The 246-nt window shown below is 70.7% G+C and carries 1 pseudogene; it reads right to left on the bottom strand.

The annotated features are described in order from the left end of the window. A pseudogene (locus tag KVT45_RS55485) lies at positions 1-227 on the bottom strand (glycine hydroxymethyltransferase); the annotation flags it as partial. Positions 228-246 lie beyond the last annotated feature (19 nt).

The raw sequence follows: 246 nt of genomic DNA on the forward strand, positions 1-246 counted from the left end.
CGGCCGACGGTGCCCTCGGCGTACTTGTCGCTGAACCAGTTGCCCATCGCGAGCAGGGTCGCCGGGGAGGCGGAGTTCTCGGAGGCGATCAGCTTGTGCATCTCGCGCTGGTCGGCGACCTCCTGGCCGATGGCGTCCGCGACCCGCGGCTCGACCGCGCGGATGGCGTCGAGGGCGGCGCGGTAGGCCTTGGACTCGGTGGACAGGGGCGCAGACGAGTCAGACATTCGGGACCTCCGGACATGG

The organism is Streptomyces sp. GbtcB6 (assembly GCF_019091475.1).
In the GTDB taxonomy this organism is placed as follows: Bacteria; Actinomycetota; Actinomycetes; order Streptomycetales; family Streptomycetaceae; genus Streptomyces; species Streptomyces hyaluromycini.